This window comes from Pseudomonas sp. 1928-m, from assembly GCF_029269135.1.
In the GTDB taxonomy this organism is placed as follows: Bacteria; Pseudomonadota; Gammaproteobacteria; order Pseudomonadales; family Pseudomonadaceae; genus Aquipseudomonas.
Genome location: NZ_JARIXO010000001.1, coordinates 1,585,643 through 1,610,271, shown reverse-complemented (window position 1 = coordinate 1,610,271; position 24,629 = coordinate 1,585,643). Strand labels below are relative to the sequence as shown.

Genomic DNA, 24,629 nt, shown 5'->3' with positions numbered 1-24,629 from the left:
ACCACCGGTCACGACTTCCGATAAATACCCATGCGCTACCAAGATCAACTCTTCGAACAACGCGAGAACGCCCTCCTCGACGCCGCCCGCCAGCTGTTTGCCGAGCAGCCCTGGGACCGCGTGACCATTGCCGAAGTGGCGATTGCCGCCGGTATCGGCAAAGGCACGGTGTACAAGCACTTCCCCAGCAAGGAAGCGCTGTATGCGCGCCTAGTGCTCGATATGAGCCGCGCCAACCTGCTGGAACTGCGCCAGCTGCATGCCGCCAGCCCCGCGCAGGACGCCATGCGCCGGGTGATCCACCGCGCCTTTGAGCAGATGCTGGCCAACCCGATCCAGGCGCAGCTGTGTTTGCACTGTGACCGCCCGGAATTTCAGGAGCGCCTGGAAACCCCATACCGTCAGCAGTTCCTCGATATGGAGCACGAATTCCAACTGTTCTTCAGCGACATGCTCGGCGTAGCCCTGAACAACCAGGCGCTGAGCCAGGCCGACTGCCAAAACCTGCTGTGGGGCGTCGAAGCCTGCGTCAACGGGGTGATGGCACGTATCGCCTCTGGTGGCTTTGCCCACTGGGCCGAGCCAATTGCCCTGGATGAGTATTTCGCCCGCGTCACCGATTTCATCATTGCCGGCCTGCGTACCCAGGCCGCCGAACTGCTTGCTCAACCCCATTGCCACGAGTAGCCACCATGTTCAGTCAGTTGTCCAAACGCCCCTGGTTGATCGCCATCGCCATCAGTCTGCTGCTCGTGCTCTGGCTGATCAGCGGTTCGAGTTTCAAGGCGCAGGAAACCGCCACGGCCGATGCGCCGACAGAGAAACAGGGCCTGACCAAGGTTGAAGTGCAGTGGCTGGAAGCCAGCCCGATGCAGCGCCAGCACGTGGTGCAGGGGCAGATCGAAGCCTGGCGCCGGGTCGAGCTGCGCTCGCAGATCAGCGGCACGGTGACGCGCCTGGATCAGGACAAAGGCAACCCGGTCAAACAAGGTCAGCTACTGCTCAGCCTGTCCACCGACAACCGCCCGGCCCAGGTGGCCAAGGGTGAGGCCGATGTACGCCAGCGCGCTGCCGATGCCAGCGCCGCCGAACGCTTGCGCGAGCGCAACCTGGTTTCCACCAACGAACTGATCCGTCTGCAGAGCGAACTGGCCAAGGCCCGCGCCGAACTCGACCTGGCGCGCATTCAACTGAGCAACACGCAGATCAGTGCGCCCTTTGCCGGGGTGTATGACGAGCGCATGGTCGAGCTGGGCGATTTCGTCCAGCCCGGACAAAGCCTGCTGACCCTGGTGGACATCAGCCAGCTCAAGGTCAGCGCACAGATTGCCCAGCAGGAAGTCACCCAGCTGACATTGGGCCAAAGCGTGCGCGTCGAGTTGCTCGACGGCCGCGAATTACAGGGCGAGCTGCACTTTATCGCCGCCGCCGCCGACCCTGGCTCACGCAGCTTCCGCATCGAGGTCAAGGTCGCTAACCCGCAGGCCCTGCGCCTGGCCGGTGCCAGCGCGACCCTGCATGTACAGACCGGTGAAGCCCTGGCCCACCGCCTCTCGCCTGCCCTGCTGAGCCTGGATAAAGCCGGCCGGCATGGCGTCAAGTGGGTCAACGAGCAGCAACAGGTGCAGTTCACGCCCGTGCAGCTGATCAGCGTCGACAACCAGGGCGCCTGGGTCAGCGGCCTGCCCAACAAGGTCGCCTTGATCACCCTCGGCCAGGGCTTTGTCGAGCCGGGCCAGCAGGTGATCAGCCAGCTGGCCAAAGGGGGTAGCTGATATGCCCGGCCTGATCGCTGCGGCGCTGGATCGCAGCCGCACCAGCCTGTTGTTGCTGCTGTTTCTTATGCTCGGCGGGCTGACGGCGTATTTCGCCATCCCCAAGGAAGCCAACCCGGATGTCAGCATCCCGATCATCTATGTCTCGGTGACCCTCGAAGGCATCAGCCCGGAAGACGCCGAACGCCTGCTGGTACGGCCCCTGGAGCAGGAGCTGCGCAGCCTCGAAGGGGTCAAGGAAATGCGCTCCATGGCCAGCGAAGGCCATGCCTCGGTGACCTTGGAGTTCGATGCCGGCTTCAATGCCAAGCTGGCCCTTGCCGATGTGCGCGAGAAGGTCGATACCGCGCGCAGCAAACTGCCGGAAGAGGCCGAGGAGCCCACGGTCAATGAAGTCAACGTGGCGCTGTTTCCGGTGCTGTCGATTGGCCTGTCCGGGCCGATTGCCGAAACCGAATTGGTGTACATCGCTCGCCGCCTGAAAGAGAACGTCGAAGGCATCGCCGAGGTGCTCTCGGTGGAAATCGGCGGCGACCGCGAAGACCTGCTGGAAATCGTCGTCGACCCGCAGGTGCTCGACAGCTACGGCATCGATTACAACGAACTGTTCAACCTGGTCAGCCGCAACAACCGCCTGGTCGCCGCCGGCAGCCTGGATACCGGCGCCGGGCGCATGAGCATGAAAGTGCCCGGGGTGATCGAAAACCTCGAAGACGTGCTGTCCATGCCGATCAAGGTGGTGGGCAACAGCGTGGTGACCTTCGGCGATGTCGCGACCATTCACCGCACCTTCAAGGACCCCACCGGCTACGCGCGGATCAACGGCCAGCCGGCGGTGGTACTGGAAGTCTCCAAGCGCAGCGGCGCCAACATCATCGACACCATCGAGCAGGTCAAAGCGCTGATGGTCAAAGCCCAGCCACTGCTGCCCGAAGGCCTCAAGGTCAGCTACATCATGGATCAGTCGCAGCAGGTGCAGAGCATGCTCAGCGACCTGCTCAACAACGTGATGACCGCCATCGTGCTGGTGCTGATTCTGGTGGTGGCGAGCATGGGCATGCGCTCTGCACTACTGGTCGGGCTGACCATTCCGGGGGCCTTTCTCACCGGCATCCTGCTGATTTGGATGCTCGGTTTCACCCTGAATATCGTCGTGCTATTCAGCCTGATTCTGGTGGCCGGCATGCTGGTGGACGGCGCCATCGTGGTGTCTGAGCTGGCCGACCGTTATCTGCACCAAGGGCAGACCCCGCGCCAGGCCTGGGCCAATGCCGCCACGCGCATGGCCTGGCCGGTGATCGCCTCCACCGCCACCACCCTGGTGGTGTTTCTGCCGTTGCTGTTCTGGCCAGGGGTGGTCGGGCAATTTATGAAGTACCTGCCGGCCACGGTAATTGTCTGCCTGCTCGCTTCGCTGGCCATGGCCCTGGTGTTTCTGCCGGTGCTCGGCGCAGTCACCGGCGGCCAACCGCTGCCGCAAGCCACCCAGCCTGGCCGTGGCGCCGTCGGTTATCGCCGCCTGCTCGGCACCTTGTTGAAGCGCCCCGGGCTGACGCTGCTGGGCATGCTCGCGCTGATCGCGCTGATCTACACCGCCTACGGCCGCTTCAACCATGGCGTGGAGTTCTTCCCCGAAGTCGAACCGGAGAACGCGCAGATCTGGCTGCGCGCCCGTGGCGATTTGTCGGTGCAGGAAAAGGACGCCCTGCTGCAGCAGGTGGAAAAACGCCTGCTCGGCATGAGCGAGGTCAAGGCACTGTATGCCCGCTCCCTGGCGCAGCCGGACGGCCAGCTCGGTGCGGACGTGATCGGCACCCTGCAGTTCCAGTTCGTCGAATGGCACGAGCGGCGTTCGGCCGGCAAGATTCTCGCCGACATGAGCACACGCACGGCGGATATCCCCGGCATTGTTCTGGAGTTCCGCAAGCAGGAGGAAGGCCCGAGCAGCGGCAAACCGGTGAAGCTGCAGGTCAGCTCGCTGGACCCGGCCAAGGCCGATCAGTGGGTCGAACAGGTACGCGCCAATATGCAGCGCCTGGGCGGCTTCAAGGACATCGAGGATGACCGCGCCCTGCCGGGCATCGAATGGCGGGTCAAGGTCGACCGCGAGTCGGCCGCGCGTTTCGGCGCAGATGTGCTGAGCGTGGGCAATGCCGTGCAGATGGTCACCAACGGCCTGAAACTGGCCACCTATCGCCCGGAAGACGCCACCGATGAAGTGGATATCCGCGTGCGCCTGCCAGCCAACTGGCGCTCCCTCGACCAGCTCGGCCGGCTGACCCTGAACACCCCGGCCGGGCAGATTCCGCTGAGCAACTTCGTCTCCCTGCAACAGGCGCCCAAGGTCGGCACCCTGCGCCGGGTCGACGGCAACCGCACCATCACCCTGCTGGCCGACATCGCCGAAGGCGCGCGCCTGGACGAACGTCTGCAAGCCCTGCGTGAGGCCATGGGCGAGGTGTCCAGTGATGTGCAGGTGAAGTTCGCTGGCGAGGATGCCGACCAGCGCGAGGCGGCGACCTTCCTCGGCACGGCCTTTGCGGTGGCGATCTTCCTGATGTTTATCATCCTGGTGACCCAGTTCAACAGCATCTATCAGTCGCTGCTGGTGCTCTCGGCCATCGTGCTGTCCACCGCTGGGGTGCTGATGGGCCTGCTGGTCAACGGCCAGTCGTTCGGTATCGTCATGGTCGGCATGGGCCTGATTGCCCTGGCTGGCATCGTGGTGAACAACAACATCATCCTCATCGACACCTACAACCAGCTACGCCGCCAGGGCCTGGAACCGCGTGAAGCGGCGCTGGAAACCGGTAGCCTGCGCCTGCGCCCGGTGCTGCTCACCGCCGTGACCACGGTGCTCGGCCTGGTGCCGATGGTGATCGGGGTCAACGTCGACCTGCTCACCCCGAGCCTGGGCATTGGCGCACCGTCGACCCAGTGGTGGACCCAGCTGTCCAGCGCGATTGCCGGCGGCCTGAGCTTCGCCACCGTGCTGACCCTGCTGCTGACGCCTTGCCTGCTGGTACTCGGCTCGCGCTTTGAACGTCGCCCGCCGCCGCTGGAAACCTTCGACGACGACCTGCTCGACCTGCCGGAGCATCTGCTGGCCAGTGCCACGGGCAAAGTCGAGCTGCAACGCACGCCATAAGCCGTTCGCCCAGGTCAGCAATGGCCTGGGCGCACGCCCTCCCCCAACGAAAGCCTGGACTGCCGATTGCGACTGGGTAGTCGGGCCGCCAGCCCGTACACTCGGCGCATCATTGCCGAGGGCCGACCATGCGCACGCTTTATCAGTTTCCGATTTCCCACTACTGCGAAAAAACCCGCTGGCACCTGGACCACAAGGGCCTCGACTTTCAGGTCGACAACCTCTTCCCCGGCCTGCACCGGTTAAAAAGCAAGCGCCTGGCGGACATCGTCACCCTGCCGATTCTCAAGGATGGCGAGCAGGTGATTGGCGACTCCACGCAAATCGCCCTCTATCTGGAACAGCGCTATCCGGACAAGCCGCTACTCCCAGCCGACGCCGCGCAACGCGCCGAGGTACTGGAGCTGGAAGAACAGTTCGACCGCCTGGGCGTACACGTGCGCCGTTGGCTATACGGCCAGATCAAGCAGTGGGACTCGGTGATGCACGCCATGCTCAAGGTCTATCGCCCGCTGCTGGGCCTGCGCGACCTGATGAAGCCGGTGCTGATCAACGGTGTGCAGCGCCTGTATGGCGTGACCCCGCCGCGGGTGGCGAAATCCCAGGCCGAATTGCTCGAAGGCCTGGCGCTGATCGAGTCGCGCATCCACGGCGACCCGTCACGTTATCTGGTCGGCGAACAACTGACCCTGGCCGACATCAGCGCCGCCGCGCTGTTCGCCCCGTTGTTCACCCCCGCCGGCACGCCGTGGGCCGGTATCGCCGGGCACGATGCCAAGACCCAGGCCTTTCTCGATGAACTGCACGCCCATCCGGCAGGCCAGTGGGTACTGCGCCGCTATGCCGAAGACCGTCAGCGCCGCAGCTGAGTTGTTTGACTAAAGGACCCACAGCATGAACATCAGCGACATCCCCTTCGGCGTCACCGACTGGAACCAGATTGAGCGCAGCGAACATGCCGGCGAAACCGGCATGGCCTACTGGCGCACCCAGGTGTTTGGCAGCATCCGCGTGCGCATGGTCGAGTACAGCGCCGGCTACCTGGCCGATCACTGGTGCCAGAAGGGCCACATCCTGCTGTGCCTGGAAGGCGAACTGCACACCGAGCTGGAAGATGGTCGGCGCTTTGTGATGACGGCCGGCATGAGCTATCAGGTCGCCGATCAGGCCGAAGCGCATCGCTCATCCACCACCAGCGGGGCACGGCTGTTTATCGTCGACTGAAGGCGTTTTCAGGCCGGATCAGTTGCGCTCGGAACTTAGCAGCATCAACAGCGACACCGGCTGTTCGCTCTCCGGGTGCAACGGTTCCTGCAGCCACTGCAGGCGCCAGCCGGTTTCGCTGAACAGGCCCAGCCAGGACTCCAGCGTGCGGAAAAACCAAGGCATCGGCTGAGCAAAGCCTTCGCCGAAGCCAGCAAAGGTTTCCACCCGCCAGCCGTCGCGGTAACCCACGTCATTGCAGGCGCGCCAGGGGTGCAGAGTCTGAATCAGCAGCCGGCCATCTGCTGCCAGCAGGCCATGCAAGGCATTCAAGGTTGGCGCCAGGGGCTCTTCCAGCAGAGCGAAATTACCCACCAGCGTATCGAAACGCCCCAGCTGCGCGGCCTGCGCTTCCAATTCGGCATAACCGCACACGCGGTACTGCGATGCGCCACCGGCCGCCTGTTGCGCCACAGCAATCAGCGGCGCGGAGGCATCCACACCGACCGCCTCGATGCCATGCTCGACCAGCCCGCGGCACAACCAGCCCTCACCGCAGCCCAGATCCAGCACCCGCGTGGGCGCCAGGGCGAGAATCGCCTGAACGATGGCGGCATCAGTCACCAGCCGGCGGCTTTCAATGCGCTGCTCGCGCACCGCCGCCGTCCAGGCATCGGCATTAGCCTGCCAGCTGAGGTTGAGTTGCTCCCGATGGTCGCGTTGCATAGCTCACTCGTCGCCTGTTCCGTCACGGCTCAATTCTAGCAATCTGCCTACACACGCAGTGCCAGGGGCAATCCTGCGCCAGTTAGCGCATATCTGTGTTGCCGCTGATCACTTAATCAGCGCGCCAGCGCGTAAAAATCAGCAAAAAATCCTCTGTCTGCCAAGCCCATCCCTGCCTGCCCCATGTACCAGCGGCTAAACTGCAGACAGTGGCCAGCTGAGAGGAACTCAGTGTTCAAGCCCGCTGATGTTATTCAGCAACCTGTCAAACCTATGGATGAGTACATCAGGCTAAATGAATATGGGCGCACCTTGGCAACTCGACATCACCACCCTGCCGGCCGGCGAACAACCCAGCCCCCGCAAGCGCACCAGTAAATTGAAGGTCACCTTCTGGCTGCTTGTGCTATTGCTGGGCATCGCCGCCGGCTTTTGGCTTGTCGAGGAAGCACGCACCTCGCGCTTTCAGGCCCAGGAACTCAGCCGCTACGCGCAAACCCTCAGTTACCGGGTCAAGCCAGGCCCCAGCCCGTCGATCATCTACCCCAAGGAAGGGCCCTTCGATAAACGCCAGGGCTACACCTACCTGCCCTTGATGCTGGAGCGCCTCGATCAACGCGGCTTTACCGTGCAGCAACAGGCGCAGTTCTCCCCCGCCCTGCTCGACTACGCTCAGCGCGGCCTGTTTGTACCCTACCCGGAGAAGATCCAGAGCGGCCTGCGCATCAGTGACTGCAGCGGTACGCCCTTCTATGAGTTCCGCTACCCACAACAGCGCTACCCAAGCTTCAACACCATCCCGCCGCTGGTGGCCGGCAGCCTGCTGTTTATCGAAAACCGCAAGTTGCTTGATCCTGAACACCCCCTGGCCAACCCGGCAGTGGACTGGCCACGCTTTGTCATGGCGGCCATTTCCCAGGTCGGCAAGCTGCTGGATATGCAAGACCAGTCTGCAGGCGGCAGCACCCTGGCCACCCAGCTGGAGAAATACCGCCACTCCCCGGACGGCCTGACGTTATCGGGTACGGAGAAACTGCGGCAGATGCTCTCCGCCAGTGTGCGCGCCTACCAGAGCGGGCCGCAGACATTGGCCGCGCGGGAAAATATCGTGCGCGACTACCTCAACAGCGTGCCGCTCTCCGCCGCCCCCGGGCATGGCGAGGTGCATGGCCTGGCCGATGGTCTGCGCATCTGGTTCGGCGCGGACTTCGCCCGGGTCAATCTGCTGCTCGACCCAGCGCGCTCGCCAGATGCCAGCCTGGCCGAGCGCGGCTTGGCGCTGCGTCAGGTGCTGGCCCTGATGATTGCCCAGCGGCGCCCGTCCTATTACCTGGCCCAGGGTCGCAATGACCTGGCTGAACTGACCGATAGCCATATCCGCCTGCTGGCTGGCGGCGGCCTGATTGACGCTGCGCTGCGTGATGCGGCGCTAAACCAACAACTCAGCTACCGCGACTGGGCCCTGGAGCCCAATCTGCAGCCGGTGGACAGCAACAAGGGCATCAGCGTCTCGCGAGCGCGACTGTCAGCCATGCTCAATATGCCGCTGTATGACCTGGATCGCCTCGACCTGAGCGCCACCAGCACGCTGAACAACGAGCTGCAGCAAGCCGCCAGCCACTACTTGCAGCAATTGGCCGATCCGGAGTTCGCCGGGCAGATCGGTCTGTTTGGCGAACGCTTGCTGTCGCCGGAAAAAACCGCCGACGTGCGCTACAGCTTCACCCTGTTCGAGCGCACCAGTAACGGCAGCGTGGTGCGGGTGCAGACCGATAGCACCGACCAGCCGTTTGACATCAACGAAGGCAGCAAGCTGGAACTGGGCTCCACCGCCAAGCTCAGGGTGCTGGCCACCTATCTGGAAATCATCGCCGAACTGCACCAGCGCCACGCGGGGCAGAGCCCCAGCGAATTGCGCGCAGTCAGCGCCGAGGACAACCTCACCCGCTGGGCCATCGGTTACCTGCAGAGCACCCCCAACGCCAGCCTGTCGGCCATGCTGGATGCCGCGCTGGAGCGCAAATATTCCGCCAGCCCTGGCGAGCGTTTCTTCACCGGCGGCGGCATTCACACCTTCAACAACTTCCGCCGTGAAGATAACCAGCGCATTGCCAGCATGCGAGAAGCCCTGCGCGAGTCGCTGAATCTGCCGTTTATCCGCCTGATGCGCGACCTGGTGCGCTACAGCACTTATCAGGGCCCAAACAACAGCGCCGAGCTGCTCAAGGACGACAAGGACCCGCGCCGCCAAGCCTATCTGCAAGACTTCGCCGACCGCGAAGGCACCACCTTTCTGCTGCGTTTCTGGCGTAAATACCAGGGCCAGCCCGAACAACAGCGCCTGGACACCTTCCTCAACGGTTTGCGCCACACCTCGGTGCGCCTTGCCGCCGTGCACCGCTACCTGATGCCACATAGCGATGAAGCCAGCTTCGCCGCCTTCCTGCGCAAATACCTGCCCCAGGAAAAACTCAGCGATAAACGCATTAGCGAGCTGTATAAAAACTACGGTCCCGGCGCCTACAACCTGCCGGATCAGGGCTATATCGCCCGCGTCCATCCGCTTGAACTGTGGCTGTTGGGCTACCTGATCGAACAACCACAAGCCACCTTCAGCAATGCGGTGGCCGCCAGCCAGGACGAACGTCAGGAAGTCTACGGCTGGCTGTTCCGCAGCAGGCACAAGAGCGCCCGCGACAGCCGCATCCGCATCATGCTGGAGGTGGAGGCCTTCCTCGATATTCACCGGCGCTGGCAAAACCTCGGCTATCCCTTCGCCCATCTGGTGCCGTCGCTGGCCACCGCCATTGGCAGCTCCGGTGATCGCCCTGCGGCGCTGGCCGAGCTGGTCGGAATTATCCAGAACGACGGTATTCGGCAACCCACCGCACGCATCGACAGTCTGCATTTTGCCGCCGATACGCCCTACGACACCCTGGTGGTACGCGAACATACCGAGGGCAAGCGGGTGATGGCCTCGGAAGTCGCAGCGGCGCTGCGCAGTGCCCTCGCCGATGTGGTTGAGGCCGGCACCGCGCGGCGCTTGCTGGGCAGCTTTACCCAGGCTGACGGCCAACCGCTCAAGGTCGGCGGCAAAACCGGCACCGGCGATAACCGCATCGAAACCGTCGGCGCCGGTGGCCGGGTACTCAGCTCGCGGGCGATGAACCGCACCGCAACCTTTGTCTTCTACCTCGGCCCACGCCACTACGGCACCCTTACCGCTTTCGTCCCTGGCCGCGCCGCAGAAAGCTTCCGTTTCACCTCAGCGCTGCCGGTGCAGGTACTCAAAGGCATGGCGCCGATTCTGCTGCCCTACCTTGAGCCGGATACCCACAGCCAATGTCTGCCGCCTACGCCTGCGGTTCAGGCCAGAACCTTGTAGGGTCGAAATAAAAACTGCCCGCAATAAAAACGGGAGGCCTGTGGCCTCCCGTTTTTTCAACCCTGCGACTATTACTTGGCCTTGTAGATGATCCCTGGGCTGCACTGCACCATCTGGTAGTGGTTAGGCAGGCCATTGAGCGCTTCAGAAGCGCCGAGGAACAAATAGCCGCCCGGCTTCAACATCGCATGAATGCGCGTGAGGATGTCCTTCTTCACTTCAGCCGAGAAGTAGATCAGCACGTTACGGCAGAACACCACATCGAATTTGCCCAGGCTGGCATAACTGTCCAGCAGGTTTAGCGGGCGGAACTCAATGCGGCTACGAATCGCCGGTTTGACCACCCAGCGCCCCGGTCCCTTGGGGTCGAAATAGCGCTGCAGACGCTCCTGGGAAAGCCCGCGGCCCATCGCCAGACTGTCGTACTCACCGGATTTGCAATTGATCAGCATGGTCGGCGAGAGGTCGGTGGCAACAATCTGCAAACCGCCCTTGAGCTGACCGATATTGGTCTTCTCGAACTCATCGATGGTCATCGACAGCGAGTAGGGTTCCTGCCCGGAGGAGCAAGCGGCCGACCAGATGCGCAGACGCTGACCCGGGCTGGCCTTGATCATCTCCGGCAGCACGCGGTTTTTCAGCACCTCGAACGGATAGGTGTCGCGAAACCACAGGGTTTCGTTGGTGGTCATGGCATCGACCACCTGCTCGCGCAAACCACTGCGTGGCTGACTCTGCATGCGCTGCACCAGCTCACCCAGAGTCTTGATGCTGTTCTGCTCCATCAACTTGTTGAGCCGACTGGAAACCAGATACTGCTTGTTGGTGCCAAGCAGGATGCCGCAGGCTTTTTCCAGGAAAGTCCGGAACTGCTCGAAATCCAAATTACCTGTAGACACTCGCGAGGCCTCGACAAACATATGATTCACTGAGGGCCAGGCCCTCAGTCCCCTGCCGCGATATTGATGCGGTCAGCTACTCGTGCCGCCAGGTCATCCGGGCGAAACTTGGCGAGAAAATCATCCGCACCCACCTTCTTCACCATGGCCTGGTTGAACACGCCAGATAACGAAGTATGCAGGATGATGTGCAGCTTTTGCATGCGCGGATCGGCGCGGATCTCAGCGGTCAACGTATAACCATCCATTTCCGGCATTTCGATGTCGGAAATCAGCATCAAAAACTCCTCGGCAGGATTTTTGCCTTCTTCGACCATCGCCTTCAGATAATCCAGTGCCTGACGCCCATCATTCAGCGCCACCACCTCCACGCCGACAGTCTCCAGGCAACGGGTTACCTGCTTACGCGCCACCGATGAATCGTCGCAGGTCAGCACACGTTTGCTTACCGCACGCGCCTGGGTCTCGGCATTCAGTACGCCTTCAGAAATAACTTCCGATGTTGGCGCCACCTCGGCCAGAATTTTCTCGACATCGATGATCTCGACCATCTTGTCGTCCAGGTGGGTGACCGCCGTCAGGTAATGGTCACGCCCGGTGCCCTTGGGTGGCGGATGAATCGACTCCCAGTTCATGTTGACGATGCGCTCGACCGAGTGCACCAGAAAGCCCTGAACCTTGGTGTTGTATTCAGTGATGATGACGAAGCTGTTGTCGATATTAGCCAGCGGCGCGCTGCCGGTAGCCATGGACAAATCGAGAATCGGGATAGTACCGCCACGGATATTGGCGACACCGCGAACGACCGGACTGGATTTCGGCATGATGGTGAGCTTCGGGCATTGCAGCACCTCTTTCACCTTGAATACGTTAATCCCATACAGCTGGTTGCTGTTCAGACGAAACAGCAACAACTCCAAACGATTCTGTCCAACCAACTGAGTTCGCTGGTTAACCGAATCCATCACACCGGCCATACCCAAACTCCTTATTTGAGTAACAGATTGCTGTCAGCGTAGCAGGCGGCACGCGCCTTGCTATCCAACCCATATGAACACTGAAACGACAACTAACCGACACTCACTGGCAAAATGCCGCTACTGGCTGGCAGTTGTACCCGCTTTGCTGGCACTCGGCTATAGCGCCTTGGCAACAGCCAACGCCACGCGGCCTGAACAACTTATCGGCGCTGGCGAAGTTTTTCTTGAGCAAGCGGTGAGCGATTATTTACAGCGTAGCAACATCGCTGGCCGCCATGAGATTCAAATCAACCGACTCGACCCCCGCCTGCGCCTGCCGCTGTGCCCGCAGCCGTTGACTACCACCCTGGAAAGCCCTGCCGAGCCGATTGGCCGTGTGACCCTGCGCGTACGCTGTGACGGTGATGCACCCTGGACAGTTTTTGTGCCTGGGCAAGTGCGCCTGTACCGCGAAGTGGTGATCGCCAGTCGCCCGCTGAAACGCGACAATCTGCTGACGGACATGGATGTGGTGTTAGCCGAACGGGATGTTGGCCTGCTCAATCAGGGGTATCTCACAGCCCTTAAGCAGGCAATCGGTAAAAAATTGACGCGACCACTGTTGCCCGATCAGGTGCTTGCGCCGATTCATGTGCAAGCGGCCGAGGCCATACGCAAAGGTGATCAGGTAGTGATCAGCGCCCGCAGCGGTGGTATTAGCGTGCGTATGCCGGGCGAAGCCTTGTCGGACGGCACGATTGGCAAGCAGATCAGCGTGCGTAACCAACGCTCCAATCGGGTGATCCGGGCTCGTGTAGTTGGGCCTGGACAGGTTGAAGTGGCGATGTAGGCATGATTCTTGTTTTAACTTTGTGCACTTGGTGAGCTGACGATTATCCACACTGTGTTTAGACTGTTACCTGACGCACACTTTTTTGCCCTAAAGTTTTTCAGGGCAATGCCGACAAGCTAGGCAAGCGTCCAAACACTGTTCGAGGTTTTGCATCATGGTCATTGACATCAACCGGCTCAACAATGCCGCATCGCCAGCCAATTCGGGGCGGGCCGGCAGTGCGCAGGCAGGTGGCCAGAACGAAGCCATCGGCGGTAAACAACCTGGCAACGTACCCAGCCCCGCCGAGCAGGCGCAGCAAGCCGGCAAAAGCGGCGAGTCGGTACAGCTGAGCCGCGAGGCCCAACAGTTGCAAAAAGTCAGCGAAAAGCTGCGCGATCAGCCGACCGTCAATAAAGAACGCGTCGCCCAGCTCAAGCAGGCGATCGAAGACGGCAGTTATCAAGTCGATAGCCAGCGCGTTGCCAGCAAACTGCTTAATTTCGAATCCCAGCGCTAGTCACCGGGCTACGCTGGGGTAATTGGCCGCCCAATAGACACTGCACGCACACCCTGCAGCGTCTGTTACCCCGAAGAGCCCGCAATGCACGACACCAGCCTGCTTGAACTGTTCACCAACGATATCGGCACCGCCGAGCAGTTGCTTGAATTGATCGACACCGAATTCCAAGCCCTCAGTGACCGCGACCTCCCCCGCCTGCAAAGCATCCTGACGGAAAAACTGCCGCTACTAACCCTGCTCGACCAGCACGGCAAAGAGCGCAGCCAACTGCTTACCAACCTCAACCTCAGCCCCGACCGCACCGGCCTGCAAGCGCTTGCCGCACAGTCCACCCAAGGCGAACTGCTGCTTGAGCGCGGCGATCAACTCAACGCCCTGCTGGAACGCTGCCAAACGGCCAACCTGCGTAATGGCCGGCTGATTCGCTCCAGCCAGGCCTCGGCCAACAGCATGCTCGGCATTCTGCGTGGCAACGAGACGCCGAGCCTCTATGACAGCCGCGGCAGTGCCGCTAGAATCGGCCAGCAGCGCCCGCTCAGCCAGGCCTGAAACCTATAAAAGGCACAGGGGACATACTGTCACATTGCCAGTATGCTAGTGCCATAGCATTTGCTCGGAGAGTTATGGACCGTGTCCAGTCCTTTTAGCCAGGAAGATGGCCCGCAGCCACCCAAGGTGCTCAAGGCACCGGTGGAAATAGTTGCCAACCTGCGCCAACTGCAACAAAACCATGACCCGCTGATCATCACCTTCCACGAACGCAACCAACGCTTTCAGAGCTACGTGATCGAGGTTGATCGCGACAAGAACCTGTTGATTCTCGATGAGTTGGTGCCAAACGATGGTGAACGCTACCTGGCCAACGGCGAGGCGTTCAATGTCGAAGCCTTCCATGAAGGTGTGCGCGTAGCCTGGAAATGCGAACAGAATGTGCGCATCACCGAGCACGAAGGCGCGCGCTGTTACTTCAGCCCGATGCCACTTGAGGTGACCTACCATCAACGGCGCAGCGCCTTCCGCGCCCCGCTCAAGCAGACTGAACTGATCAAAGTCGAACTGGCCGGCGATAAACTACGCACAGCCATACCTGGGCATTTGCTGGATATCTCTGCCACCGGCTGCAAATTGCGCTTTCCCGGCAATATCAGCAGCAGCCTGCAGGCCGGTCAGGTCTATGAGCGCTTTACTGCACGCTTTCCTTTCGGCGCCATGACCACCGCCATTGAAATGCGTCATGTGCAGTACGAAGAGAAGGTCGACACCACCTTTGTCGGTGCACGCTTCCACCGCATCAATGGTCAGGAGCAGCGTCTGGTCGAACGTTTCGTCTACCAGTTGCAGCGTGAAGCACGCCGCTTCGAGAGTGACGGACTGTTCTAGATCAAGATATCCAGTGCCGCCAGGCGCGATAAATCCTCAGGCCGATCAACATCCCACAACGCGGGCAGCAGTGCCGGACGCCAGTCCAGCTGCTGCAGGCGTTGCAGGGTCATCTCGAAGACCCGTTCGGTGCCCCACGGCATATCGCTGAACAAGGCGGCGTCCACGCGGCGTAACCCCAGCAGCACATAACCACCATCCTCTGCCGGGCCGATCACCACGGGCTGCTCCTGCAACGCATGGCATGCCGCCTGCAGATAAGCTCCGTCGAGCGCCGGGCAGTCATTGCCGATCAGAATCACCGCATCGCTTTCCGCCAGCCCGAGGGTGGCAATACGGCGCATGCGCTCGCCCAGATCGCCCGCTGGCTGCTCGACCAAGGTCCAGCCAAGGCGCTGCGCCAACGCCTGCAGGCCTGCATCGGGTAAATCGTCCAGCCACAGAAAGCGCTCGCCAAAGCCATGGGCCGGCAACTGCAGCGCACGCTCCAGCAGCAGCTGCTGTAAATCACAGGCACCCTGAGCGCCCAGCGCCGGGATCAGGCGCGTTTTTACCCGCCCCGCCACCGGGGCGCGAGCAAGCAGATGCAATGAGATCGACAGGTTCATAACAGCGACCCTCGCCGGTACTGACGAGCCAGTTTTTCCGGGCTGGCGCCACAGTAATAGGCCAGCCGCAGACAACACATCAGCACCACGGTACGCCAGATTCCGTGCTGCTCCCAGCGCCGACTGGAGGTCGACAATGGCGGGCGTAAGCAACGCGGGCGAGCCAGTGCCTTAAGCCGCCGGCACAGCTGCAAATCCTCCATTAACGGCATCTGCGCATAACCGCCCATGGCCTCAAAATGCTGGCGAGCAACAAAAACCCCCTGATCACCCGATGCGACACCGCTGAGGCGTGAACGCAGGTTGATCATCGCGCCTATCACTCGGAATGCCAGGCCAGGGCCGGACAGACGCACATCAAAACGCCCCCATAGCGGTCGCTGGCTTAACGCCTGTTGCAGACTGGTGAGGGACTCGGTACTGATCCGCGTATCGGCATGCACAAACCACAGGTACTCGCCACGGGCCACCGCCGCACCCGCGTTCATCTGCAATGCACGGCCAGGGGCCGTTCTCAGCAACTGATCAACCCGCCCCAGCGCCAGCTCGCAGGTGCCATCACTGCTGCCGCCGTCGACCAGGATCAACTCGGCACCGATGGCGCGCAAATCCGTCAGATCATCCAACAAGTCCGGCAACGCCTGGGCCTCATTGCGAACCGGGATCACCACGCTAAGCAGCGGCGTCATCCGCGCGACTCTGACTGAGCAGGCGGCTCCGCTGCAGGTTCGGCGCTCGGCTCCTGCACTGTGCTGTTGTCGTGCATCTGCTCATGCACCACCTGTTCATCGACACGCGGATCGAGGGCGGCCGTCAGTGGCGAACTGGTGGTGCTGTCGGGCATGGGGATGTGGTGCAACGGCGCATCGTCGACCTGATGCAGATGGGTAACGCGCTCCGGCCGGATACGCAGCACCAGAATCAAGGCGCAGGCGCAGACGAAGGCGTAGAGCATGCTGGCGCCGAGAAAACGCATCAGCACGCCCGCCAGCAACGGCCCGATACTGGCGCCGACACCAAAGGTCACCAGCAGCATGGCCGTCAGCGATACCCGCCGCTCGGCTTCGACATGGTCATTGGCCAGCGCCACTGCCAGCGGATAGAGACTGAATTGCAAGGCGCACACGGCAAAACCGCCGGCAAACAACAGCGGCAAACTGGCTTGCGACAGAATCGCCAGGGGCAGCGCAGCCAGTGCCAGCAACGCGGCGCAACCACGAATCAGTTGCACGCGGTCATGCCGATCAGACAACCAGCCCAACGGCCACTGCACCACCAGGCCGGCGATGATGCAGCACCCCATAAACAGACCAATCTGCTCGGTGGACAAGCCCATGCGCGTGCCATACAGCGGCGCCAGGCCGTAGAACGAACCAATCAGCAGCCCTGCGACCAAGATAGTGGTCAGCGACAACGGCACGCGGTCGATAAAGAAGCGCATTTCCAGCGGCGCAGGATGCAAGGGCGCCGGGTGCAGCTTGCGGGTCAAGGCCACCGGCACCAGACACAGGGCAAAGCACAGCGCCACCAGCATCAGCAGCTCAAGACCGAGCGTCGGATGCACCACCAGCACCAGCTGACCGAGAATCAAGCCGAGGTAGGAAGCGCCCATATAGCCGGCAAACACCTGGCCACGCTGGCTGGTTTCCGCCTGCTCATTGAGCCAGCTTTCAATCACCATGTACTGGCACATCATGCCCAGGCCGACCAGCATCCGCAGCAGCAACCAGCTGGGCAGCCAATCGCTCAAGCCATGGCCAAGCACCGCAGCGGTGACCACCCCGGCGCAAGCGACATAAGCGCGGATATGGCCGACTCGGGCAATCAGTCGATGGCCAATCTTGCCGCCCAGCACCAGCCCCAGGTAATTGGCCGCCATCAGCGCGCCGACCCACAGCCCATCAGCCGTTTGCGCCAGCCGCAACGCCAGGTAAGTACTCAACAAACCCGAGCCCAACAGCATCAACAGGGTGGCGAAATACAACGAACTGAATGACTTGAGGATCACAGACATGGGGCGGCGCATGGCTCCATAAAGGCCGCCGAACGCATGCTCGGCGGTAAGACTCTAAGCGTGGGCCGCCAACACGCGGCGCTCCCACGGGGTAATTTCGTCAAAGAAGCTGGTGAGCTCCAACGTCTTGCTGGCAATGTAGCCTTCGATGAACTCTTTGCCGAACAGTTCCAGCGCCAACGTACTGTGCTTGAGACGCTCAATCGCGGCATGCATGGTACAGGGTAGCGCCAATTCATCCGGCACTTCGAACTCACCCTGGATCGGCGCGCTGGGCTGCAGCTGCTGCTCAATCCCATACAGACCTGCCGCAAGGCTGGCCGCCAACGCCAGATAAGGGTTGGCGTCGGCGCCTGGCAGGCGATTTTCCACCCGCCGCGCAACCGGCGCACTGGCCGGAATACGCAGGCCAGCGGCGCGGTTATCCTCCGACCAGCAGGCATTGTTCGGCGACGCATAAGGATGGCAAAGGCGCTGGTAGGAATTCACATGCGGAGCAAACAGCAGGGTGAAGTCGGCCATGGCCGCCTGCTGACCGGCAATAAACTGATAGAACGCCGGCGTTGCCTGGCCATCGGCCGCGCTGAAGATATTCTGCCCACTGCCCTGCTCCACCACGCTCTGATGAATATGCATAGAGCTACCCGGCGTATGCGCCAATGGTTTGGCCATGCATACCACAGTAAGCCCATGCTTGAGCGCAACTTCCTTGAGCAGGTGCTTGAACAGAAAAGTCTGATCGGCCAGCAGCAGCGGATCACCGTGCAGCAGATTGATCTCGAACTGGCTGACGCCCATCTCATGCATAAAGGTATCGCGCGGCAAGCCCAGGGCCGCCATGCACTGATAGACCTCTTGGAAGAACGGGCGCAGGCCGTTGTTGGAACTCACGCTAAAGGCCGAACCGCCGTCTTCACGCCGGCCATCCAGGCCCAGCGGCGGCTGAAACGGCTGCAATGGGTCGGCATTGCGGGCAAACACGAAAAACTCCAGCTCGGTTGCCACCACCGGCTGCCAGCCATGGCTGGCGTAACGCGCAAGCACCTGCTTGAGCAGGCCGCGGGTCGACAACCCGGAGCTGCGTCCATCGAACTCATCGGCATCACAGATGGCCAGCGCGCGCGGCGTTTCACTCCAGGGCAGGCGATGAATCTGCGTCGGCTCGGCATTCAAGGCCAGGTCACCATCATCACTGCCGTAATAACACGGCGCCGGATAGCCACCCATGATGCATTGCAGCAACACCCCGCGCGCCAACTGCAAGCGCCGCCCCTCGAGAAACCCCTCAGCCGTCATCACCTTGCCACGTGGCACGCCATTGAGATCGGGCGTCACGCATTCGATTTCATCAACACCACGCAGCAGTTCAGCCAGGGCGGTGCGGTCGAGGGTACTCATTTGCTGTTGTCCTTATTGATGCAAGAGGCCGTAGTCGAACGGCGAGGCGTACAAAATACGCACCAGCCGTTCGATATTTCAAGCAAAGCCACATCTGACACTTAAAGCGCAGGCTATAGCGTTAAATACATCGATAAATTAGATATTAATGATCATGCACAATTGCTCCAAAAACCATCCTTAAAGCGTCAAAAAAATAAAATAACTACATGATTTATAAATAATTAATCCGACTATCGATAGCATCGATGATTACCATGCCCAGCCTGCACTTCTTCATCAAATTTTCATCCGTATCATTGGCTCCGTACTCACTTACTACCCGCCCTTACGAGGAGCCTGAACATGAAAAAGCAAATTCTTACCGCCCTGATCCTGAGCAGCCTGTCCATCAGCGCCTTTGCCCTGCCACAGAACAACCCGCAGCCATTGCTGGGTGAAAAGCAGGACAGCAGCGTCAAAACCCTGATGGGTTTTGGTAGCAACCTGCAAACTGAAGGTGGCGCTGATCGTCTGCAAGAGCGTCTGCGTGTAGCCGAAGACGGCGCCGACCGTACTGGCGCTAACCGCGTCGCTGAAGGTGGTGCTGATCGTCTGCAAGAGCGTCTGCGTGTAGCCGAAGACGGTGCCGACCGCACTGGCGCGAACCGCGTCGCTGAAGGTGGTGCTGAACGTACACCAGGCCTGCGCTTTAGCTGATCACAGCTAATAGGCAATACAAAAAGGTGCTCAATCGAGCACCTTTTTTGTTTATTGCGCAGGCGATTCCAACTGCGCCAAGCGCTCTTCCAGCGCGGCAATGCGCGCCTCCAGAGCGTCCAGGCGCTCATCCTGCTGACCGCCCGCCGTCGCGCGCGGCTCGCGGGCCCTGGCCGCCAATGCCGCCTGCAAATCCGCCGGGTCACCCAGCAGGTGCATATAACGGTCTTCACGCTGTCCGGACTGACGCGGCAACAAGCAGGCTAGTTCGCGGCTGATCAGCCGCTCAAGGTGATGCTGCACCTGCTCGGCATCATCAAAATCATGCATGCGACTGCTGCGCGTCAGCAGCTCGTTGATGGTCTGCGGGCCGCGCAGCAGCAACAGACCCAGCAACACCACCTGCGCTGCCACCAGCTCCAGCGCTTTGTCGGCACGGTGCTCCCAGCGATCCGCCCGGCTGCCCATCACCAGGCGCGCCATTTCACGCCCTTCCAGGCTGCGCAGGGCCTGACCGACCTGACCGGCCGTCAGGTTGAGCACCGGCTCGCGGCTGGTTTTCTGATTGCAGGCCAGCACCAGGGCATTCAGCGTCAGGGGGTAGGCTTCCGGTGTGGTCAGCTGCTTTTCAATCAGGCAACCCAGCACCCGCGCCTCGATAATCGTCAGGATTTCAAGCGTCGGTGCGCTCGTATCTTCGTTGGACATAACCACCTCATGGCCTCGCAAAGGCCCTAGCCTAGCCCGCCTGACGGTCGGTTGATAGGCATAAGCGCCGCTGGGCGGGGCTCGCACTGCGCCAGCGCGTAACAGCGGGTCACTGTGATAGAGTCGCGCGCTATTTTTCAGCGTGGCCTTGTTTTATCCCCCGCGAAAAGCCTCATAACGCGCACCGCAGCCATGCATCCAGCCCCCCCGGCGCACCAAGCCCGGCAGGCAATAGGAAGAGATCGCAGGCCTGCCCGCCAAGTAGAGATGCATGTCATGACCACTGCCCAACACCCGCTTGTCCAACTGCTCAACCGCACCAGCCTGGTGCTGCAAATTGCCATCGGCCTGGTGGCCGGTATTGCCCTGGCGCTGTTCCTGCCTGAAGCTGCGGCGAGCGTCAGCTTCCTCGGCACGGTGTTTGTATCGGCGCTGAAGGCCGTGGCACCGGTGCTGGTATTCGTACTGGTGGCGGCGTCGATTGCCAACCATCAGCAAGGCCAGCAGACCCATATCAAACCGATTCTGCTGCTGTACCTGATCGGCACCTTCAGCGCGGCGCTGATCGCGGTAGCCGCCAGCTTTGCCTTCCCATCCAGCCTGACCCTGGTGAGCAACAGCGCCGAGCTGTCGCCACCCGGCGGTATCAGCGAAGTGCTGAAAACCCTGCTGCTGAATGTGGTGGATAACCCGGTCAATGCCCTGCTCAAAGGCAACTTTATCGGCATCCTGGCCTGGGCCATCGCCCTGGGCTTTGCCTTTCGCCACGCCAGCCCGAGCAGCAAGCAAATGCTCGCCGACCTCTCCGGCGCAGTCACCAGCATCGTCAAACTAGTAATCCGCCTGGCGCCACTGGGGGTTTTCGGCCTGGTTGCGGCCACGCTGGCGGAGTCGGGCATGTCCGCCCTGCTCGATTACCTGCACCTGCTGCTGGTGCTGGTGGGTTGCATGCTGTTTGTCGCCCTGGTGAGCAACCCGGCGATTGTCTACTTCAAGACCCGTCGCAACCCCTACCCGCTGGTGCTGACCTGCCTGCGCGAAAGTGGCCTGACGGCGTTCTTCACCCGTAGTTCGGCAGCCAATATCCCGGTCAACCTGCAGCTCTGCCAGCGTCTGGGCCTGCATGAAGAAACCTACTCGGTGTCGATCCCACTGGGCGCGACCATCAACATGGCCGGCGCGGCGATCACCATCACCGTGCTGACCCTGGCCGCGGTACACACCCTGGGCATCGCCGTCGATCTGCCGACAGCCTTGCTGCTCAGCCTGCTCGCCTCGATCAGCGCCTGCGGCGCGTCGGGCGTAGCCGGTGGCTCGCTGCTGCTGATTCCGCTGGCGTGCAGCCTGTTCGGCATTCCCAATGATGTGGCCATGCAGGTGGTCGCCGTCGGCTTTATCATCGGCATCGTCCAGGACTCGGCGGAAACCGCGCTGAACTCCTCCACAGACGTGCTGTTCACCGCCGCCGCTTGCCAGGCCGAACAACGCGGCTAAGCACCTGCCGAAACACGAAAAGGCTTACCCATGGGTAAGCCTTTTTTATGCACGCCACTTCTGGCAGCTACCTGCGGATCAGCACTCCAGGCAGTTTTTTATGACTCAACCGATAAACGTCGCACGCCCAGCGTTTGAATAGCCCAACGATTCCGGTAGGCTTTGCCGCTTCTTTATAAGGAGTAACTCCCATGGCCCGCGCCACTGCCCGTCACATCCTGGTTGCCAGCGAAGACAAGTGCAACGAACTGAAAGCCGCAATCGAAGGCGGTGCCGACTTCGCCCAAGTCGCCAAAGACAACTCCAGCTGCCCGTCCAGCCGCAGCGGCGGTGACCTTGGCTCGTTCGGCCCAGGCCAGATGGTCAAGGAATTCGACACCGTAGTATTCAGCGCCCCGATCAACGTGGTGCAAGGCCCGGTGAAGACCCAGTTCGGTTATCACCTGCTGGAAGTGACCAGCCGCCAGGACTGATCCTGCCTGTTCGCTGGGCCGCCCAGGCCCGGCGAATCCAATTTTTTCGCGCAGCGCCATCGGGCACTACGCCACTGACCAACAGTGCAAAACCTCGGGCAATAGCCAGGTATACTCGCCGGCCTTTTCTTCTCGCACCCGCGGACCTCGCCATGACCCAGACTCCAGCCGCTGAACCCACCCTCGCCGTTCAGCCTGCAGACAGCGCCGCACCGTCCGCTAGCGAGAACACCAGCACCCGCGCAGCGAAAGCCAGTGGCTTTGCCTCGCTATTCGGCGCCGCCAAGGCTGCCTCTGGCAAACAGGACGACCAGCCTTGGCACCAGAAGGGCAACAAGTCGAGCCACGAAAAGAAGATCGGTCCAGCGCCAAGCGGTACTCGCCGTGCCATGGGCAAACGCTAAAAACCTAGGCCCAACGCGCGCGCAAACGCTCCTGCAACCAGCCGCCGCAGAAATTCAGCAGCAAGCCGAGCATCACCAACAGCGCACCGACTAGCTGCAGGCTGCTCAGGCGTTCATCGAGCAGCAATGCCGATGAGGTCAGTCCGACCACTGGCACCAGCAGCGAGAACGGCGCCACCTGGCTGGCTGGGTAGCGCGACAGTAAGCGGCTCCACAGGCCATAGCCAAGAATGGTCGCGCCGAATGCCAGGTAGACCAGCACCAGCAGCGTATCCAGGCTGAATCCACGCAGCGCCGACTCGATCACTTCGGGGCCTTCCAGCAGCCAGGACAGCGCAAAAAACGGCAGCGGCGGCACCAGGCTGCCCCACACCACCAAGCCCACCAGATTCACCTTGCCCAGCTTGCGCGTGACGATATTGCCCAGCGCCCACATGGCGGCAGCGCATAAGGTCAGTAGAAAACCGGCCAGGGTCATCAGGCCATTACCCTGCGAGCCAATCAGCAGCAACCCACCGGCCGCCACCAGCAGGCCGAACAGATTGGCCAGGCGAAAACGCTCACCCAGCAACAGCACAGCAAACAGCAGGGTAAACAGCGCCTGCGATTGCAGCACCAGCGATGCCAGCCCGGCCGGCATACCAACGGACATGGCAGAAAAGAGAAAAGCGAACTGCCCCAGCGAGATGGTCAAGCCATAGGCCAACAGCCAACGCAGCGGAATTTGCGGGCGCTTAATAAACAGCACCGCAGGAAAGGCTGCCAGCAGAAAACGTAACGCGCCCAAAAGCATCGGCGGCATCTCGTGCAGGCCGATCTTGATCACCACAAAGTTCATGCCCCAAACGATGATTACCACCAGGGCCAGCAGTAAATCCTTGGGGTGCATGGGCGCTCCAGATTAATCAATCAACGCCTATTAAAGCGGCTAGCCGCGCCATAACGCCCATACAGAAGCCCGGCAAATAAGCCGTACAGCGCATCACTGATCGGCAGATTGCAGTGCCACAGGTGCCGCAAACGTCTCGAAGGGCTAGAATCGCAGCCCTTAGAATTTGTTTCGGATCTTGCGCAGCTCGAACGAGGCCATTTTTATCGCGGTAGCGCCGACACGCAGCAGGTCCGAGACCCACCTATTAACCCGCAACGACGAGATACCCCATGGGCGCCCAGTGGAAAGCCAAACCTAAAGAAGCCGCGGCCAACGCCAGAGGCAAGATCTTCGGCCGCTTGGTCAAGGAAATCATGATCGCCGCTCGCAACGGCGCCGACCCGGACCTGAACCCCAAGCTGCGTCTGGCGATTCATCAGGCGAAAAAAGCCTCGATGCCCAAGGAAACCCTCGACCGGGCGATCAAGAAAGGCGCCGGCCTGTTAGGCGACACCGTGACCTTCCACTCCGCCACCTACGAGGGTTTCGCCCCGCATCAGGTGCCAGTGATCATCGAGTGCCTGACCGACAACATCAACCGCACCGTGGCCGAAGTCCGCGTGCTGTTCCGTAAGGGCCAGATGGGTGCCTCCGGTTCGGTGACCTGGGATTTCGACCACGTGGGCATGATCGAAGCCAGCACCGAAAGTGATGCCGACCCGGAAATGGCCGCCATCGAAGCCGGCGCCCAGGATTTCGAGCCAGCCGAAGACGGCAACACCCTATTTATCACCGAGCCGACCGACCTGGATGCCGTGTGCCGCGCGCTGCCGGAGCAGGGTTTCAGCGTCAACTCGGCGAAGATCGGCTATATCCCGAAAAACCCGGTGAGCAGCCTGACTGCCGAGCAACTGGAAGAAGTCGAAGCCTTCCTCGAAGCGCTCGACGCTCACGATGACGTGCAGAACGTCTATGTCGGGCTTTCCGGCTAAACAGAGGCTGACCAGGCCCGCCGCGTAGGATGCGCCGCGGGCCCACCAACTGCCCCCATCAATGTGCGCAGTTCGTCGAATCGGCCGATTAACCACTGCCCGCGCCTCACAAAGCGGGTAGAATCGCCGCCCGCCGCG

At 61.4% G+C, this 24,629-nt stretch carries 24 protein-coding genes; 15 read left to right on the top strand and 9 right to left on the bottom strand.

Annotated features, from left to right (window positions below):
* Positions 1-30 precede the first annotated feature (30 nt).
* The 5 genes from P3C18_RS07245 to P3C18_RS07225 all read left to right on the top strand — a co-directional run bounded on the left by P3C18_RS07245 (position 31) and on the right by P3C18_RS07225 (position 6,147).
* A complete protein-coding gene (locus P3C18_RS07245) occupies positions 31-687 on the top strand; it encodes a TetR/AcrR family transcriptional regulator (RefSeq protein ID WP_275961161.1) in 657 nt (218 codons plus the stop codon).
* Positions 688-692: 5 nt separating this feature from the next.
* Entirely contained in the window at positions 693-1,775 is a 1,083-nt protein-coding gene (locus P3C18_RS07240) for an efflux RND transporter periplasmic adaptor subunit (protein ID WP_275961160.1), read from the top strand.
* A gap of 1 nt (position 1,776) precedes the next feature.
* Positions 1,777-4,923, top strand: coding sequence for an efflux RND transporter permease subunit (locus P3C18_RS07235; RefSeq protein WP_275961159.1), 3,147 nt, complete (start codon positions 1,777-1,779; stop codon positions 4,921-4,923).
* A 128-nt stretch (positions 4,924-5,051) separates the two neighbouring features.
* A complete protein-coding gene (locus P3C18_RS07230) occupies positions 5,052-5,792 on the top strand; it encodes a glutathione S-transferase family protein (protein WP_275961158.1) in 741 nt (246 codons plus the stop codon).
* A gap of 25 nt (positions 5,793-5,817) precedes the next feature.
* Positions 5,818-6,147 carry a DHCW motif cupin fold protein gene (locus P3C18_RS07225; RefSeq protein WP_275961157.1) on the top strand — a complete coding sequence of 110 codons (330 nt, stop codon included), beginning with the start codon at positions 5,818-5,820 and terminating at the stop codon, positions 6,145-6,147.
* An 18-nt stretch (positions 6,148-6,165) separates the two neighbouring features.
* On the opposite strand, the gene P3C18_RS07220 is transcribed toward P3C18_RS07225, so the two are convergent.
* Positions 6,166-6,852 (bottom strand): methyltransferase domain-containing protein, encoded by a 687-nt coding sequence (locus tag P3C18_RS07220; RefSeq protein ID WP_275961156.1) that lies wholly within the window; start codon positions 6,850-6,852, stop codon positions 6,166-6,168.
* Positions 6,853-7,153: 301 nt separating this feature from the next.
* Between P3C18_RS07220 and P3C18_RS07215 the strand changes: the two genes are divergently transcribed.
* Positions 7,154-10,237 carry a transglycosylase domain-containing protein gene (locus P3C18_RS07215; protein ID WP_275961155.1) on the top strand — a complete coding sequence of 1,028 codons (3,084 nt, stop codon included), beginning with the start codon at positions 7,154-7,156 and terminating at the stop codon, positions 10,235-10,237.
* A gap of 71 nt (positions 10,238-10,308) precedes the next feature.
* On the opposite strand, the gene cheR is transcribed toward P3C18_RS07215, so the two are convergent.
* Together cheR and P3C18_RS07205 are read right to left on the bottom strand one after the other, a co-directional pair.
* Entirely contained in the window at positions 10,309-11,136 is an 828-nt protein-coding gene (gene cheR / locus P3C18_RS07210) for a protein-glutamate O-methyltransferase CheR (RefSeq protein WP_160015726.1), read from the bottom strand.
* 44 nt (positions 11,137-11,180) lie between these two features.
* A complete protein-coding gene (locus tag P3C18_RS07205) occupies positions 11,181-12,113 on the bottom strand; it encodes a chemotaxis protein CheV (RefSeq protein WP_269380457.1) in 933 nt (310 codons plus the stop codon).
* 73 nt (positions 12,114-12,186) lie between these two features.
* On the opposite strand from P3C18_RS07205, the gene flgA reads away from it, so the two are divergent.
* The 4 genes from flgA (at position 12,187) to P3C18_RS07185 (ending at position 14,830) form a co-directional block, all read left to right on the top strand.
* The gene (gene flgA, locus P3C18_RS07200; RefSeq protein WP_275961154.1) at positions 12,187-12,945 is read left to right on the top strand and encodes a flagellar basal body P-ring formation chaperone FlgA; all 759 of its coding nucleotides are present in this window, start codon (positions 12,187-12,189) and stop codon (positions 12,943-12,945) included.
* Between the two features lie 157 nt (positions 12,946-13,102).
* Positions 13,103-13,447: a flagellar biosynthesis anti-sigma factor FlgM gene (flgM, locus tag P3C18_RS07195; protein ID WP_275961153.1), complete on the top strand. Its 345-nt coding sequence runs from the start codon at positions 13,103-13,105 to the stop codon at positions 13,445-13,447.
* Positions 13,448-13,531: 84 nt separating this feature from the next.
* Positions 13,532-13,999 carry a flagellar export chaperone FlgN gene (flgN, locus tag P3C18_RS07190; RefSeq protein WP_275961152.1) on the top strand — a complete coding sequence of 156 codons (468 nt, stop codon included), beginning with the start codon at positions 13,532-13,534 and terminating at the stop codon, positions 13,997-13,999.
* Positions 14,000-14,080: 81 nt separating this feature from the next.
* Positions 14,081-14,830, top strand: coding sequence for a flagellar brake protein (locus P3C18_RS07185; protein ID WP_275961151.1), 750 nt, complete (start codon positions 14,081-14,083; stop codon positions 14,828-14,830).
* On the opposite strand, the gene P3C18_RS07180 is transcribed toward P3C18_RS07185, so the two are convergent.
* Genes P3C18_RS07180 through P3C18_RS07165 form a run of 4 tightly spaced genes read right to left on the bottom strand, consistent with a single transcriptional unit; the run spans position 14,827 to position 18,748 of the window.
* Positions 14,827-15,438 (bottom strand): TIGR04282 family arsenosugar biosynthesis glycosyltransferase, encoded by a 612-nt coding sequence (locus P3C18_RS07180; protein ID WP_275961150.1) that lies wholly within the window; start codon positions 15,436-15,438, stop codon positions 14,827-14,829. The two genes, P3C18_RS07185 and P3C18_RS07180, sit on opposite strands and share 4 nt — an antisense overlap.
* Entirely contained in the window at positions 15,435-16,127 is a 693-nt protein-coding gene (locus P3C18_RS07175; RefSeq protein ID WP_275961149.1) for a TIGR04283 family arsenosugar biosynthesis glycosyltransferase, read from the bottom strand. The genes P3C18_RS07180 and P3C18_RS07175 overlap by 4 nt, the downstream gene beginning before the upstream one ends.
* Positions 16,124-17,452, bottom strand: a complete 1,329-nt coding sequence (locus P3C18_RS07170; RefSeq protein ID WP_275961148.1) for an MFS transporter — start codon at positions 17,450-17,452, stop codon at positions 16,124-16,126. The genes P3C18_RS07175 and P3C18_RS07170 overlap by 4 nt, the downstream gene beginning before the upstream one ends.
* A gap of 54 nt (positions 17,453-17,506) precedes the next feature.
* Entirely contained in the window at positions 17,507-18,748 is a 1,242-nt protein-coding gene (locus tag P3C18_RS07165) for a glutamine synthetase family protein (RefSeq protein WP_275961601.1), read from the bottom strand.
* Between the two features lie 447 nt (positions 18,749-19,195).
* Here P3C18_RS07165 and P3C18_RS07160 point away from each other — a divergent pair, with 447 nt between their 5' ends.
* Positions 19,196-19,549 carry a phage infection protein gene (locus tag P3C18_RS07160; protein ID WP_275961147.1) on the top strand — a complete coding sequence of 118 codons (354 nt, stop codon included), beginning with the start codon at positions 19,196-19,198 and terminating at the stop codon, positions 19,547-19,549.
* A 51-nt stretch (positions 19,550-19,600) separates the two neighbouring features.
* Here P3C18_RS07160 and P3C18_RS07155 read toward each other — a convergent pair whose 3' ends face one another.
* Positions 19,601-20,257, bottom strand: coding sequence for a DUF480 domain-containing protein (locus P3C18_RS07155; protein WP_275961146.1), 657 nt, complete (start codon positions 20,255-20,257; stop codon positions 19,601-19,603).
* A 276-nt stretch (positions 20,258-20,533) separates the two neighbouring features.
* Here P3C18_RS07155 and sstT point away from each other — a divergent pair, with 276 nt between their 5' ends.
* The 3 genes from sstT to P3C18_RS07140 all read left to right on the top strand — a co-directional run bounded on the left by sstT (position 20,534) and on the right by P3C18_RS07140 (position 22,628).
* The gene (sstT, locus tag P3C18_RS07150; RefSeq protein ID WP_275961145.1) at positions 20,534-21,751 is read left to right on the top strand and encodes a serine/threonine transporter SstT; all 1,218 of its coding nucleotides are present in this window, start codon (positions 20,534-20,536) and stop codon (positions 21,749-21,751) included.
* A 191-nt stretch (positions 21,752-21,942) separates the two neighbouring features.
* Positions 21,943-22,224 (top strand): peptidylprolyl isomerase, encoded by a 282-nt coding sequence (locus tag P3C18_RS07145; protein ID WP_090248458.1) that lies wholly within the window; start codon positions 21,943-21,945, stop codon positions 22,222-22,224.
* A 152-nt stretch (positions 22,225-22,376) separates the two neighbouring features.
* Positions 22,377-22,628: a hypothetical protein gene (locus tag P3C18_RS07140; protein ID WP_275961144.1), complete on the top strand. Its 252-nt coding sequence runs from the start codon at positions 22,377-22,379 to the stop codon at positions 22,626-22,628.
* Positions 22,629-22,632: 4 nt separating this feature from the next.
* Here P3C18_RS07140 and P3C18_RS07135 read toward each other — a convergent pair whose 3' ends face one another.
* On the bottom strand, positions 22,633-23,517 hold the full coding sequence (locus tag P3C18_RS07135; protein WP_275961143.1) for an EamA family transporter: 885 nt from the start codon (positions 23,515-23,517) through the stop codon (positions 22,633-22,635).
* Between the two features lie 272 nt (positions 23,518-23,789).
* Here P3C18_RS07135 and P3C18_RS07130 point away from each other — a divergent pair, with 272 nt between their 5' ends.
* On the top strand, positions 23,790-24,491 hold the full coding sequence (locus P3C18_RS07130) for a YebC/PmpR family DNA-binding transcriptional regulator (protein WP_275961142.1): 702 nt from the start codon (positions 23,790-23,792) through the stop codon (positions 24,489-24,491).
* The last annotated feature ends 138 nt before the right edge of the window (positions 24,492-24,629 follow it).